The sequence below is a fragment of the uncultured Erythrobacter sp. genome (genome assembly GCF_947492365.1).
Taxonomy (GTDB): domain Bacteria; phylum Pseudomonadota; class Alphaproteobacteria; order Sphingomonadales; family Sphingomonadaceae; genus Erythrobacter.
In genome coordinates this window covers 1,985,595-1,998,139 of sequence record NZ_CANLMB010000001.1, presented here as the reverse complement: position 1 = coordinate 1,998,139, position 12,545 = coordinate 1,985,595, and the positions used below count along the sequence as shown (strand labels likewise).

Sequence of the window (12,545 nt, the reverse complement as noted above, 5' to 3'; positions counted from 1 at the left end):
AAGGCAAGGAGTTAACGGAATATTGCTCCTATCTCGGAGCAAACTGGGTAGAAATGCATTGTTAGAAGTAGCTAACTAGCAAGATGGAGCAAGACATGCCTTCCGCAGCGTCGCGACCGCTGACTGAAAGACAGCGCGCCGTGATGGAGCGAATCGATCGGCGCGTCCCGATCAAAGTCATTGCGGGGGAGCTCGGCGTGTCCGAGACCCGCATTAACCAGCACATCCGCGCCCTTAAGGATATCTACGAGGCGGAGAACCTTGGCGATCTGGTCGAAAAGCACCGTGCGGCGGAAGGCATTGAAATTGCCGACGGAAATGTCGACCCTATCGAGAATCCCGATCCTTCAGGTCAGCCGCAGCAGGGCTATAGTGAACCTACATACAGCAAAAGTCAGGTCCCGGTTGGCGGCTTGATTGGCAACAATCCGGGCAGCAACGACCCGGGCGAGCTTGTGATGAGCGATGCTCTCCCACTGGCTGATCAGGCGCCCTGGCTGCGTCCTGGAGAGCCTCGGGTCGTGCCCCGGGTGCTCGATGGTGAACATGCCATCTGGTTTCGCCTCGCTGCTATTGTCGGGATCGCCTTCGGGTTTCTCGCCGCTATTGTTTTGACGGTTACAGCAGCGGTTACGATCAGCGAGGCGCTGGATGGACGTGCAACCGTCCCGGTGAATGAAGAGGGCTTTTCCTGACGGGCAGGGAAGAGCTTCACACGGAGACCTTCCATGACTGATCGTATCACCCAGGACGCTTACAACCTCAAAAAACTGATCCGCGAAGCCGAAGCGCTTGCCGATGAATCAATGATCGCCTTTTCACGCCTCAAGCAGGCAATGCTGGCCGCGCGCCAGAACCCCGAAGTCGAAGTCGTCGAAGGCCAGCGCGCTCTGATGCGACTCAACCAGGCCGAATCCCAGGCGATGGCCATGTCCACCAGCCTGCTGCGTGTGCATGACGAACTGAGCAAGATCGCTCGTGAGAAGATGGCCACCGACGATGTCCCAACTGAAATTCCCGCTCATGCTGTCGCAGGTGATGAACTCGCAACAGACGGCGTTCCGCAATACGTTTGATGACGACTGAATGCTCGAACTTCTAGCCTCTGAATATCGCACCTACGCCCAGGACATCGTCGTGATCGCTGTATGCGGCGCGGCGTTGCTCTGGGGTGGTGCTCCAGAACGAATCATTGCTGCGTCGTGGCTGATATTCTTCGAGCTGACAGGGCTGATCTACAAGAACTTCATTCGGTCCGAGGGCTATCAACTCCAGGGCGTTGACGCCTTTCTGGCGACCACCGACTTCTTGGTCCTTGTGATCTGGGTGATCGTGGCGCTCTATGCCAACCGCAATTATCCATTGTGGATTGCAGGGATGCAGTTGCTCGCCATGACTGCACATCTTGCACGCGGCATGTCAGAGGCGATTTCGCCGATTGCCTATTTATTTCTAATTGTGGCTCCGGGCTGGTTTCAGCTTATCTTCCTCGCCGCCGGGGTGAGCCGACACGTCATGCGCAAACGCAAATATGGCGAGTATCGCAGTTGGCGGTATGTTCGAAACGCCGTGAAACTGGACTTGCCTGGCGAACGGAAAAAATCGTGGTCAGCATTGCTGTCGAAGCGCAAGGTCGTAGCTCAGGATGAGGCGCGATGATCGATTCCACCCGTTTTCCCGATGCGCAGTCGGCCAAGGCGCAAACGAACCGCCCGTTGCAGCAGCAACGCGCGATCGTGGACTTCTTGCGTGCGATGGTGGTTGCCAAACCAGACGAAGGTGAGCGGTTCCACGCAGTGTTTCTTGATGGTGAGCAGACCATTCTTGGTGATGCTCCATTGGGTCAGGCCCGCGCAGGATCGTTGTCCCTACGAATGCGCGAGATATTCCAGCTGGCTCTTTCGATGGATGCCGAGGGCATGATCGTCGCCCATAACCATCCGTCTGGCCAGTGCCGGCCGAGCGCGTTTGATATCACAGCGACGCGGCGGCTGAAAGACATCGCAAGAGCGCTCGATATCGAGCTGCTCGATCATCTTATTATTACAACAAGCTCGGTCTATTCGATGCGTGCAGGGGGCGATCTGTGACAATATCGGCAGTTAGCAACGAATTTCCAGAAAGCGACACACTGATTCCGCGCTTTCGTGAAGCGGGCGATGTCACGTTGGACTTGTTCCACCGCGACGGGCGAGTGGATGATCGATGGATTGGCTTCCATCCACGCGAATTTGAGCTGCTGTGGCGACTGGCTGAGCAACCCGGTGAACGGATGACGCGCAAGCAATTGCTGGCCGATGTCTGGCGCATCCATTTCGAGCCTGAAACCAACTCGGTCGCAGTTCACGTTGCGCGGGTGCGCAGCAAGTTGGAGGCCTTCGGTCTGTCGGGACTCCTCGAAACGCATCCAGATGGAGGTTATCTGCTGAAAGCTTCGCCTGGGCCCAGTTCCTATCGGCTTGATGGCCGCAGCTGAGGCGAACTGCGCTTGATGCTGGACTTCGTTTCTAGCTTCGGCCAGTTCTGAGGGCAACCTCACCAGCTCAAAGCCGAAGGAAGACCATGACCCAAGCTCAGGCTCACGCCCAGACTCAAACCATGCCCGCTAATGATCGCGTCAGCATCGAACTGCGCGACGATGGAGTTGCCCTGGTTCGCTTTACCCGCGGCGACAAGATGAACGCGCTCGATCCAGAGATGTTTGAGCGCATAATCGAGGCGGGCAGTGTGCTTGAACGAATGAAGGGCGTGCGCGCGGTCGTGCTGTCGGGTGAGGGGCGCGCTTTTTGTGCCGGTCTCGACACCGCAAGTTTCGGCCGTACGCCCGACGCTGATGAGCCGGACATCACAGATCGCATCTACGGCAATTCGAACAAGTTCCAGCAGGTCGCAACCCAGTGGCGCAAATTGCCCGTTCCGGTGATCGCGGCATTGCACGGCGTGTGCTTTGGCGGTGGTCTGCAGATCGCGAGCGGGGCCGATATCCGGATTGCCCATCCAGACACGCGCATGGCGGTTATGGAGATGAAGTGGGGGCTTGTCCCCGACATGGGCGGATATGCGCTGTGGCGCGGATTGGTGCGCGACGATGTGCTGCGCGAGCTTGCCTATACGAACCGCGAATTTTCTGGTTCAGAGGCGCAGGTGCTTGGCCTTGCGACCTATGTCGATGACAATCCGCACGCCCGCGCCACTGCGATTGCCCGCGAAATCGCCAATCGCAATCCTCAAGCGATCCGCGCAGCAAAGCGCCTGCATGCGGCAATGCTCGAACGCGACACCGATGCGATCCTGATGGAGGAAAGCGTCGAGCAAGCTGCCATCATACGCACCCCGAACCAGATGGAAGCGGTGATGGCGGGCATGCAAAAGCGCGTGCCCAAGTTCGACGACGTCGACGTCTAGGGCCTAGCCGAAAACCGCAACGCATTGCAGGCCGTCAAGCACTTGGCGGCCTTTGGCATCCCACATTCGCAGACGCTCGGACGAATAGCCGGCATCGGCGTGCTGGCTGGCATTCTCGGCCAAGTACCAGCCGTCCGGTGACAGAGTGTCTGTGTCTAGCACGTTGAAAGACCAATTGATCGAGCTGATCGGACCGCGCCGCTGCATGATCCGCATGGCACCTGGCGGCATGACGTCACCCATCAACACCAGTTTGCTCACCGGATCTAAGTCATGTTCTTCGGTCAGCCGCGCCCAGCGGCGGATCACGGCGCCGTGCTCGCCATCCTTGTCCTGAGCGAATCGCAGTTCGAAATTGTTGGCGACAAAGCTTGGCCATTGCTGAGCCATTGCGCTAGGGCAATCCTTCGGCGCGCCGGGCCAGTTCTCGACCGGGTCAGCGCTGCGCTCTGCATTGGCTTCGCGTCCGGCTGCGAAGAGCCAGAATGCGGTCAGCGCGAGGCCCTTCTCATTGCGCAATTCGCTGCGGACCTGGGTAACATTACGCCCCTCGCGCACGATCTCTGCTGAGACTTCGATGCTCTCACCCAGCGGCGCAACAAATCCGATTTGCGCGGCCCGCAGGGGAGGGAGGTCCGGAAATGCACGGATCGCGGCGGTATAAGCGATCAGCGCAGAGGCGCCGCCATACAAGGTCCGCCCCTGCATCCATTTGTCAGCGTGGCTTAGGGTTGCGGGGCCAGGCTGGCCGGTGATCGGTTCGAGCAAGCTTGCGATAGTCATGTAGGCAGCTGTGCCCAAAGCGATTGCCACGGTCCAGACTGACGTTGCGTAATCTAGTGCATTGGATAGGACGCGTTCAGCGCCAGACGGCGAATGCCGCATTGCCTTTCGGGCTACGAATCGTTAGTGGGCCGCTTCCGCCCTGAAAAAGGGTGGCTCGGCCCGATGGCGGAGTGGTTACGCAGAGGACTGCAAATCCTTGCACGCCGGTTCGATTCCGGCTCGGGCCTCCACTTCCTTTCCCGTGTTCCAAGCGGGACGAGTTGCCGCTTTAGCTCAGTTGGTAGAGCACATCATTCGTAATTAGCGGGCCACCGCTAGATTGATGAATGAAACCAATGGGCTGGATTGGCGGGAATGAAATTAGTAGGGCCTTAGTAGGGCCAGGGCCGCTTTAGCTCAGTTGGTAGAGCATCGCATTCGTAATGCGGAGGTCACGTGTTCGAGTCACGTAAGCGGCACCACTAACCATCTGAAATAATGATTTTTATTGCTAGCATCAGGAGCGGTTGCGCTCTTCGGGCAGGTCTTGTTGTGGGCCGTTTGCAGACCGTCGGCTTATGACCGGTGGAGGTTGCAAGCTGCCATTCCGCTTTCGACCCAGATACGGACCTCGCTTTCTCCTTTGAGTTCGAGACAGATCAATGCGGTGGCTGTTCAACGAGGAACACAAAGGCCGTAATTATCGGGCAGGACGGCTAACACGCATGGGATCATCCAGAGCAATGATCACGGGTTCCAGGTCAGCCGGACCTGGAGCCGTATAGCGCACTCCATCAAAGGGTGTCGGTCCGGGGCCGCCTGGGTTGAAGAAGGCACTGTACCCACCTTCAAGCGCGGGAATTTCGACGAAGGTCACATTACGTGCAGCCGCTTCGTCTCCGGCAAGAATGATATCGATATAGTTGTCGCGATCTTCGTTGTAACAGTCATCGTAATAAATGCCGGCAACCGGATCCAAGCGTTGGCCCAAATCTGCGAGGCCTAACACCCGCAAAGTACCTCCTTCGACCCGATAATCTTGGCCGACTTTTTCCAGAAGAACGGTTTGGCCATTGGCCCCTCGCACATGGACACGGAAAAAACTCTCATGACTATCTGGGGTCAATGACCGCAGTCCATCGGGGGAGAAACCACCAGTTGTCAAAACTCGCAGCCGATAATCTGCGTCGCCGCCATAGAGCGCAAACTCGTCATTCGGGAAGATTCCCGAGTTCTGGACCAGAACGGGTACACCACCTTCACCAAGCGGGGCATTTCCGACAGCATTCAGCTTGGCCCCCACCAATACTGGGCCCGTATCATAGGCAGATCTATCGGTGGTCCAGTGCAGACCCACAGCGCTCACTTCTTGAGCGCCTGGACCGACGAGTGTGAGAGGTGTGGCATCTTCGACAATATCGAGACGCACAGGAAACACGGCATCAGCTTCACTTCTCAGACCGCGATTGCCGAAATCACCGAATGCGACAATGACATTGCGCTCATTAAGTTCCCAATTAGGAAGCAAGGTAATGGCATTGGGAAAGACAATCTCACCCGTATTGAGGGTAAATTGGAAATCACTGACATCCGCCGTTTCCAAAGCCACAGGCCAGCTAAACACAAGCGGTAAGCCATCATCAAAGGAAGAATGTCCTTTGGAAACGTTCTCAGTCCCGGCCTGGGGGGTCGCAGTTGTGAGCGTTTCAACGTCACCATTGGTACATGCGACTGGACCAAACCATGATCCTCCGGCGTCACGTACAGCGCTCTCTGTGATCTCTGGAATGGCGATGATATTATCAAATCCCATACCTGCTGACAGGATCATAGGTTCTTCGGCCCAATAGTCAGCCGCCATCAAAGCACCATTGAATGTCGTACTGACAAGTGGATTTTCCGGGGCGGGTGACACCGATACAGTGATCCTGTCCGTTGCGGTTTCTGTCCCATCGCTGACCGAAAGCTCAAGCACGATATCTTGGGGGGAAGCCACATCTGGTGCAATGAAACTCGGAGCTACGGTCATGCTATCGCTGAACTGCATATAGGGGCCGGAAATTCGGGACCAGCTAAAGGTCAATGCGTCATTATCCGTGTCGCTCACGGTCGGTGAGAGCTGCACCATCACGTCTTCCGCCACGCTTTGATCAGCCCCGGCGTCGACCACCGGTGCGTTATTGGTCGGAGGCGAAACGGGCGTTGTGCTGCCACTGTCGTCACCACCACACGCTGACAAGGTGAGCGTGAGCAGAGCAGCAAACGAGGTTGATAAAAGATGAGAGTTCGTGTGGGGCGCCCGAATACGTGCAGGATTGGTGTCTGAAAAAGGTGCGAGCAATTTTTCTAGAACAAACCGGGAGATATTTTTCTGCTGCAACCCTGTGCAACTATCTGAACCTTCGACTTCCATCGCATCTGCCTCATATTGTCTGATGGTAGTTAGACGTTCGGCAGACTCAGAACATTCCTGACCCTCACAGATTTTTTTCGCCATTTGTATTTCGTCTGATCGTGCAGAGCGGGCTTGCGCCGATTAACCCTGGCCGGGATGACCGCCTCAACACCCTTCACCTCGATCATTGTTGGTCTCGAAACCACGGCTGCTCACAATGCCATCATCGGTCCGGCTTGCGTTGGCAGAAGCGCTTGTGGTTCCACCAGTACGGAAAGTGGCACCGTATTCCCGGCTGATGCTGTCTTTCCGCTTAAGCCAATTTGTTCTGATTAATCGGTGTCGCTATAGCGCTCTCGGACCAATGCGTGACGATCACGCAACGTGTCTTGTTGAGCTTCGGTCAAATGCGGTTCCAGTTCTCTTTCCATCTGCTCAAAGCGCTGATTGATCTCAATACGGCCATCTCGAACTATCTGCTCGATGTCCTCACCTGCCCGAGAGACAATAGGTCTAATGGCCTCTCCCTGCTCTGCAGATGTGGGTTCCACAATGCTCTCAATAAGCCGTGTGTAACCTTCGACATGTGCGAACTGTCGGGCATTCTCAAGTCGATTGCGCACAATCATCCCAGTGATTGATGCACCGATAAGTGCGCCGATGAGCAAGGTCACAAGCAAGACGAACAAGGGACGTTTGTAGAAGGGAGATTTGGTCATTTGTCTCACTCAGAATATCAGAAGCGACACCGCATCAAGTGTCGGTAGGGCGAAAAGCGCTTCGGCCAGAGTAGCTCCTGGGGAAGCGGCACTCGCATTGGATGCCATTGCCAACCCTGAGAGCGCGAAGGCAGGAACAGCAATGCGAGGGAATAGCCGAGCTAACGCCGCAGAAAAGTCGACATCAAATAGGCTTTGTCCGTTTGCGCGTTCCTCATGAACACGCTTCATTACGCGTTGATCAAAAAATGGCTCAAATTCAGGTTTCGGCCTGCTGCCAATCATTGATCTCAGTTCGCGCTCGGCATCGATGAAACGATCCAGAGCGGGATTCTCGGCGCGCTTAGCCTCGAGTTCGACTTCCTCAATAGGATCAAGACGCCCTTCCAAAAGCTTCTCGACCAAGTCTTCTGTGCGCGGATCAATCACGTGCTCGCTCCTGAAATTGCCTTCGCCATCTGCATCTTGCCGCGTGAAAGTCGCGATAGAATTGTGCCTGTCGGAACTTGCAAAATGTTCGCTGTCTCTTCCGTGCTCCAACCTTCGACTAGGCGCAGCACCATCACCGCCCGAATGTCTGGGTGCAGTCTGCTCAATGCGAACCGGACAAGATTGGTATTCTCAACATCTCTTCCTTGATCCTCTCGCCCAGCGATTTTGTCTTCCCACGCTTCCTCACGATCCTTGGGTGTGAAAAATCTAAGCAGGTTGCGTTTCCGCCTTCGCAAAGCATCCTTTGCGCTGTTGATCGCGATACGGGTCAGATAGGTTTTGACAGACGACTGGCCTTCAAATCGAGCCAAGCTGCGATAGAATTTGATCATCACTTCCTGTCCCACCTCGTCTGCCTCGTCACCTGGGCCAAGCATCGATATGACGGTTGCAGCAACTGTCCGTTCATAACGGCGAACCAGTTCCGCAAAGCAGGCATCATTGCCATTCTTTGTACCGTCGACGAGTGCAGCGTCGTCTTGATCGATCACGGTGGGCATACATTTGGGACCATAGCCAGCATTGCAATGCCATCAATCTCAAGCTGTGCCTTCACGGTTGCCAAGCTCCATCTTTGCTTCCTTTAGGCCTTTGATGATGCGGCGCTGGAGGCCAGACAGGGCAAAAGACTGACCCAGCCATCACCGCCTTCAGGGGGAGGATCAACCCTGAATTCGCCCCCGCATCCGCGCGCGATTTTCGTCTTGAATCTCTTCCATGATCCTCATTTGATCTCGCGAAAGGACACGTGAAAGCCGCTCGTTGGTCTCATCGCGCTGTGCAGAAAATTCCCTACGAAGCGAGAGCTTCTGACGAAGGCTGAGATCGGGGCGATTGCCGCGAGACAAGCCATACCGTTGCAAAATACGCAGATTGGCCTCGGCGTTCGCTCGAAGAATTGGCAGCACCTGTTCTCGCTGCTGATCTGTCAGCCTCAACCGTTCTGCAGCGCTAGCAAGACGTGATTGAATTTCCTCTCTCTGACTTTCGCTCAAATTCATCTCCGACTGTGCTTGAGCGGGAACGGCCGCCATCGGTGCTAGCGCGAGAACAGCTCCAAAAAGTGCGAGGCCCAGAGCAGGGGAAGACTTGGGGGAGGTCTGAAACATCGATGTTTCCTCAGTATGCTAACCGACCAATTCGGTTAGCTCACAGGGTTAGACGACGCGCTCTGCCCAAACATTCCCGAGACCCTTGGATTTTTTCGGATTCAGACAATGAACGGGTACATGAAGGTCAGCTCCCACCTCCAATTTCTGCCGTCGGACGTGGGCTGGAACTGGGCCGTGAACTGACTGTCCGCTTCTAGCTGATGGAATAACCGGAGCGGACCATCAGCCATCGACCCATAACATACCGTTGGTCATCCCAGCAGCGATCTATTGCACTTTGATGCGCTCCCATCCGGTCGAGATGCAAGACACGTAGGCCCAAGCATTTCGAGCAGTTCGGGATGCATTGCAGGCCTGACATTGAACCAGTAGGCCGCGGCGGCTAATGCTATGGCGATGCGACAAGCAAGCCTCTTCGAGCCGTCCAATCAGTCGGCGTTGATTGAATCTGCGGGTTGGTTTGAGTCCATTTTGCTCGGGCAGTTAGCTATCGGCCTTTGCGCGATTGCAGTGGCATTGCTCGGATTGTGGATGCTTTCGGGGCGGCTCAATCTTGGCCAAGGATTACGTACCTTGCTGGGTGTTTTCGTATTGCTTGGTGCGCCGGCGATTGCGGCTTCCTTTGTGGCAAGCAGCGATCAACCTCGGATTGCAACTACGCCAACTCTGCCACGCGATCAGACGCCCGCGAGGGCACTTCCGCCAGCCAGCAATGACCCCTATGCCGGAGCTTCCTTGCGCCGCGACTAGGCCGCTGTGACGATCGGTGCAGTTCTGGTTCAATAGAGCCCAACCCGCGATTGGTTCGATCGAACAACTGACCGCACCGCACTCTGAATGCTAGGCACGGTGTTGTCAGACACGAGGCATTTCTGATTTGTCGTGCTAGCGAGGGGCTATGAGCCGCAAGTCGAGAGCTAAACCACCCAGTCCATTTCGTCGTTTCAACTCATCGCCCGCGGTCATTCGCCTTGTGGTGATGATGTATGTCCGCTTTCCGCTGAGCCTGCGGAACGTGGAAGACCTTCTGTTCGAACGAGGGATCGACATCTGCCATGAGACGGTCCGGTTCTGGTGGAACCGGTTTGGGCCGCTGTTCGCAGCCGATATCAAACGCCAGCGGATCAACCGCATGCGCGGTTTCCGTCACTGGCGCTGGCACCTCGATGAGATGTTCGTGAAGATTAATGGCGAGACGCATTACCTGTGGCGTGCGGTTGATCACGAAGGCGAGATCCTTGAAAGCTATGTTACCAAGAAACGCGACAAATCTGCGGCTTTGAGGTTCTTCAAGAAGGCCTTGAAGCACCACGGTAGTCCGGCATCAATCGTCACCGATGGTCTTAGATCATACCCCGCAGCCATGACTGATCTTGGCATCGAAGATCGACGCGATATGGGGAGATGGCTCAACAATCGGGTTGAGAATTCCCACTTGCCGTTGCGAAGACGTGAGCGGGTGATGCAGCGATTCCGGCGAATGAAATCGCTTCAGAAGTTCGCCTCAGTCCACGCCAACGTCCACAACCACTTCAACTCAGACCGCCATCTCACCGACCGAGAAACCTACAAGACCAACCGCTCCGTCGAACTGGCTGAGTGGCAAAACCTCATGGCTTGATCGCCCGCAAGGGTTGGGTGCCCTGTGTCTAGCAGAGACGAGTTCGCGTTAGACTGACAGCACCGATTTAGCTTATGAAAATTAAGAACAATTTCGGTGATATTGGATGAAGTCTGTTTCGTCGGCTAGTTTGTCATACAGGGCTCTGGCTCGCTCGTTGTCACGCCGGGTCAGCCATTGGACCTGTGAGCCGCCTGCCGTTTTTGCTTCAACGAAGACAGCCTGAAGAAGAGTCCGGCCAATGCCCTGGCCTCTTTCGGAACGATCAACGTAGAGATCCTGAAGTTGGATCACTGGTTCGATGCTCCATGTGCTGATCTGAACTAGGTAATGGGCGAAGCCAACTATCTGGCCATCGGTAGTCACCGCAACCAGTCCGTGCGCATGTGGCGATCCAGGGTCGGTCAATCGTTGCCATGTCTTATCGCTCACATTTCCGGGCAGGGGTGCTTCATAGAACTCCAGATACGCGGCCCAAAGCCTATTCCAGTCTTCCCGATCCTCTTTCGCGAGATCGCGCACACTATACCTTACCAAGGATCGTCACTCTTCTATTGGGTAGTTCTTGAAGCAGCATCGCCTTGTTGCGACCGCGTCAAGTCCAGCGTCCAATTCGGCTCCCAGACGCCAGTTTCGGGATTTAGGTAAGATTGTTCCCAAAAGGCATGATCGGCCGATATCATTTTCCAGCGAAACCGCATCTGAAAGGTTCTTCCGCCATGATCTTCTGTTCCATAGAAGATGCCGACACCATTTTCGAAGCCGCCTCGCACTTGCGGAGTGAGGTGCGGATAGCCCTTGCTCATCCATTGAAAGTTCCATTCATCAATTGTCGGATCATAGGTGCGGATCATGATCCCGTGCATGGGCCTTCCGTTGAAAGTGCCGAAAGTGTCATTTATCGCTACGAGACCGTCCAACAGGATGCGGTATTCTGTTTGCATACGGTTGCGCACCCAGACTTTTTCAGGGGCCAATCTATCCTTGACGCTGCGACTTTCTACACTCCAGTTGCCAGCAAGCATGCTGAAATCTTCCATCGGCGGATTTGCGTCCACTTGGAATTCTTCGATGCGAGGCTGGACTATTTCTTCCGCGTGCGCGGCTGAGCTTTGGAATGCAGCCAACAAGACGGCCAATGCGAACGCCAGCCAAGCACCGTTTGCAGAGGGATTGTTTACGGTGGAAGAGACAGTTTCTCTACACGTCATTGCGTCAGCTCAGTGAAGGCAAGAAGATCCGACGTGAATTCTCGCTCGCCACCGACGTCGCGAATTCTCCGAAATACGAAGGGTGCTTGCCGGGCCACCCAAATATGCTCGATGGCTCCGTTTCCTCTTGTCTTCTCGATCATCCAGCATTCACAGCTGAAGCCAGAATCAAGAGTAAGGGTTTCTGTTCTTACAACACGGTAGCTGTCGAACTGTGAGGATACGGTTTCATCTTGGCGCGGCGAGGAATCGGGTAATTGAAATGTGGCGCCTACCGGCATTGGCATCAGGGACGCCAGAGTGGGTGAAAACATTTCTGAGACGTAGCCGCCATTGGCAATTGGCCCCTGCATTTGGGTCGGAGCACCGCCGCCGATCGGGATGCGGGTCCAGCTGTAATTCTCGCCGTCAGAACCGCTCACAACGAATTCCTGCCCCCAGGCGAAGTATGGACCTGCGCCGAATTCTGCCCGATGGGTTTCGAGATCGATTTGGCGTTGCGCGACAATGACGTTGTTGGCCATTGGAATTATATCGATGATCGCGAGTTTCTTTCCGTCTCCAGTTTTCCGCGCCTGAAGCGTGAAACCGCCGGTCTTAGACGAGGAACTGGTGTACACAGCCTGATAATCTTCGAATTCGGGAGTATCAAAGCTGCCGTCGCCTGGCAGGATCGGCCCCATCTCGGGATTTGCCTGTGTCGGGCTAGCCACCACCATGAGGGCAGTTAGCGCAATCACCTTCAGACCTCCCCCAAGTGGCTGCGTTGGCAATTGTGACTTGGTGCTCTCAGTTGCTTGCCGATCCATAATCCGTTCTTTCTTT

The 12,545-nt window shown here is 55.5% G+C and carries 17 protein-coding genes and 2 tRNA genes; 10 read left to right on the top strand and 9 right to left on the bottom strand.

Annotated elements, in window-relative coordinates; translation table 11 throughout:
- The first annotated feature begins 143 nt into the window (after positions 1–143).
- The 6 genes from Q0887_RS09510 (at position 144) to Q0887_RS09485 (ending at position 3,405) form a co-directional block, all read left to right on the top strand.
- Entirely contained in the window at positions 144–695 is a 552-nt protein-coding gene (locus Q0887_RS09510; protein WP_299194303.1) for a hypothetical protein, read from the top strand.
- Between the two features lie 33 nt (positions 696–728).
- Complete coding sequence (locus Q0887_RS09505) at positions 729–1,076, top strand: hypothetical protein (protein WP_299194302.1); 348 nt, start codon at positions 729–731, stop codon at positions 1,074–1,076.
- Between the two features lie 10 nt (positions 1,077–1,086).
- Positions 1,087–1,659, top strand: coding sequence for a hypothetical protein (locus tag Q0887_RS09500; RefSeq protein ID WP_299194300.1), 573 nt, complete (start codon positions 1,087–1,089; stop codon positions 1,657–1,659).
- Complete coding sequence (locus Q0887_RS09495; protein WP_299194298.1) at positions 1,656–2,090, top strand: JAB domain-containing protein; 435 nt, start codon at positions 1,656–1,658, stop codon at positions 2,088–2,090. Before Q0887_RS09500 ends, Q0887_RS09495 begins: the two co-directional genes overlap by 4 nt.
- The gene (locus Q0887_RS09490) at positions 2,087–2,476 is read left to right on the top strand and encodes a winged helix-turn-helix domain-containing protein (RefSeq protein WP_299194297.1); all 390 of its coding nucleotides are present in this window, start codon (positions 2,087–2,089) and stop codon (positions 2,474–2,476) included. The genes Q0887_RS09495 and Q0887_RS09490 overlap by 4 nt, the downstream gene beginning before the upstream one ends.
- A gap of 86 nt (positions 2,477–2,562) precedes the next feature.
- Positions 2,563–3,405 carry a crotonase/enoyl-CoA hydratase family protein gene (locus tag Q0887_RS09485; protein WP_299194295.1) on the top strand — a complete coding sequence of 281 codons (843 nt, stop codon included), beginning with the start codon at positions 2,563–2,565 and terminating at the stop codon, positions 3,403–3,405.
- Between the two features lie 3 nt (positions 3,406–3,408).
- Here Q0887_RS09485 and Q0887_RS09480 read toward each other — a convergent pair whose 3' ends face one another.
- Entirely contained in the window at positions 3,409–4,188 is a 780-nt protein-coding gene (locus tag Q0887_RS09480; protein WP_299194293.1) for a thioesterase family protein, read from the bottom strand.
- Positions 4,189–4,347: 159 nt separating this feature from the next.
- Between Q0887_RS09480 and Q0887_RS09475 the strand changes: the two genes are divergently transcribed.
- Positions 4,348–4,421 (top strand) — tRNA-Cys (locus Q0887_RS09475).
- A gap of 155 nt (positions 4,422–4,576) precedes the next feature.
- Positions 4,577–4,652 (top strand) — tRNA-Thr (locus tag Q0887_RS09470).
- Between the two features lie 218 nt (positions 4,653–4,870).
- Here Q0887_RS09470 and Q0887_RS09465 read toward each other — a convergent pair.
- The 5 genes from Q0887_RS09465 to Q0887_RS09445 form a co-directional block, all read right to left on the bottom strand.
- Complete coding sequence (locus Q0887_RS09465; RefSeq protein WP_299194292.1) at positions 4,871–6,667, bottom strand: hypothetical protein; 1,797 nt, start codon at positions 6,665–6,667, stop codon at positions 4,871–4,873.
- Positions 6,668–6,897: 230 nt separating this feature from the next.
- Positions 6,898–7,284, bottom strand: a complete 387-nt coding sequence (locus Q0887_RS09460; protein WP_299194291.1) for a hypothetical protein — start codon at positions 7,282–7,284, stop codon at positions 6,898–6,900.
- Between the two features lie 9 nt (positions 7,285–7,293).
- A complete protein-coding gene (locus Q0887_RS09455) occupies positions 7,294–7,713 on the bottom strand; it encodes a hypothetical protein (RefSeq protein ID WP_299194289.1) in 420 nt (139 codons plus the stop codon).
- Positions 7,710–8,276 carry a sigma-70 family RNA polymerase sigma factor gene (locus Q0887_RS09450; protein ID WP_299194287.1) on the bottom strand — a complete coding sequence of 189 codons (567 nt, stop codon included), beginning with the start codon at positions 8,274–8,276 and terminating at the stop codon, positions 7,710–7,712. The genes Q0887_RS09455 and Q0887_RS09450 overlap by 4 nt, the downstream gene beginning before the upstream one ends.
- A gap of 162 nt (positions 8,277–8,438) precedes the next feature.
- Entirely contained in the window at positions 8,439–8,885 is a 447-nt protein-coding gene (locus tag Q0887_RS09445) for a hypothetical protein (protein ID WP_299194285.1), read from the bottom strand.
- 393 nt (positions 8,886–9,278) lie between these two features.
- Between Q0887_RS09445 and Q0887_RS15035 the strand changes: the two genes are divergently transcribed.
- Together Q0887_RS15035 and Q0887_RS09440 are read left to right on the top strand one after the other, a co-directional pair.
- On the top strand, positions 9,279–9,638 hold the full coding sequence (locus tag Q0887_RS15035) for a TrbC/VirB2 family protein (protein ID WP_363317653.1): 360 nt from the start codon (positions 9,279–9,281) through the stop codon (positions 9,636–9,638).
- A gap of 148 nt (positions 9,639–9,786) precedes the next feature.
- On the top strand, positions 9,787–10,509 hold the full coding sequence (locus Q0887_RS09440; protein ID WP_299194283.1) for an IS6 family transposase: 723 nt from the start codon (positions 9,787–9,789) through the stop codon (positions 10,507–10,509).
- Positions 10,510–10,590: 81 nt separating this feature from the next.
- On the opposite strand, the gene Q0887_RS09435 is transcribed toward Q0887_RS09440, so the two are convergent.
- Genes Q0887_RS09435 through Q0887_RS09425 form a run of 3 tightly spaced genes read right to left on the bottom strand, consistent with a single transcriptional unit; the run spans position 10,591 to position 12,529 of the window.
- Positions 10,591–11,031: a GNAT family N-acetyltransferase gene (locus Q0887_RS09435; RefSeq protein WP_299194281.1), complete on the bottom strand. Its 441-nt coding sequence runs from the start codon at positions 11,029–11,031 to the stop codon at positions 10,591–10,593.
- A 29-nt stretch (positions 11,032–11,060) separates the two neighbouring features.
- Complete coding sequence (locus tag Q0887_RS09430; RefSeq protein WP_299194280.1) at positions 11,061–11,720, bottom strand: DUF1579 family protein; 660 nt, start codon at positions 11,718–11,720, stop codon at positions 11,061–11,063.
- Positions 11,717–12,529 carry a hypothetical protein gene (locus Q0887_RS09425; RefSeq protein WP_299194278.1) on the bottom strand — a complete coding sequence of 271 codons (813 nt, stop codon included), beginning with the start codon at positions 12,527–12,529 and terminating at the stop codon, positions 11,717–11,719. Before Q0887_RS09425 ends, Q0887_RS09430 begins: the two co-directional genes overlap by 4 nt.
- Positions 12,530–12,545: the final 16 nt, after the last annotated feature.